The organism is Pseudomonas oryzihabitans, assembly GCF_032027545.1.
Classification (GTDB): domain Bacteria; phylum Pseudomonadota; class Gammaproteobacteria; order Pseudomonadales; family Pseudomonadaceae; genus Chryseomonas; species Chryseomonas oryzihabitans_F.
Genome location: NZ_JAVSJB010000093.1, coordinates 1 through 678, shown reverse-complemented (window position 1 = coordinate 678; position 678 = coordinate 1). Strand labels below are relative to the sequence as shown.

General features: G+C 59.0%; 1 pseudogene. It reads left to right on the top strand.

Features of this window, described 5'->3' with window-relative positions:
- Window positions 1–60: 60 nt before the first annotated feature.
- Window positions 61–678 (top strand): annotated as a pseudogene (locus tag RND78_RS27860) (transposase); the annotation flags it as partial.

Below are 678 nucleotides of genomic sequence, written 5' to 3'. Positions count from 1 at the left end.
TGTGGATTCAACCGGTCGACGCAACACACTAAATCCTGCGTAGGCAGGAGGGTGTTGCAGATGAAGCAAAGACCACGGATTTACTACACCGAAAGCCAGAAAGCGTTGATGTGGGATCGCTGGAAGGCGGGTGATTCGCTCCAGCAGATTGCGCAGCTGTTTGATCGAAACCATTCCTCGATCCAGCGAATTCTCGCGGAGACGGGAGGTATCCGCCCAACTGCGCGAAGACGCTCCCGATTGGCACTCACCCTAGTGGAGCGCGAGGAGATTTCACGGGCTGTCGCAGTTGGCCTGTCGATTCGAGAGAATGCGACCCGCCTGGAGCGCGCTCCATCCACCATCAGCCGCGAGATAAACTGCAACGGTAGCCGTCGGAGCTATCGAGCCAGCCAAGCCTAACAGGCAGCCTGGGAACGGGCCCGTCGTCCCAAGCACTGCAAGCTTGCCCAGTCCCCAAAGTTGGCGCAGCTTGTTGCGCAGAAGCTCCAGATCCAGTGGTCACCTGAGCAAATCGCTGGATGGTTGAAGCGCACCTACTCGGACGCGGCCTATCAGGTGCCACGAGACCATTTATCGCAGCCTCTACATCCAAGCCCGTGGCGCATTGAAGAAGGAATTGCTGGAGCATTTGCGCCGCCGCAGTCGAGCCCTGCGCCGCTCGCGGCATCACACTCA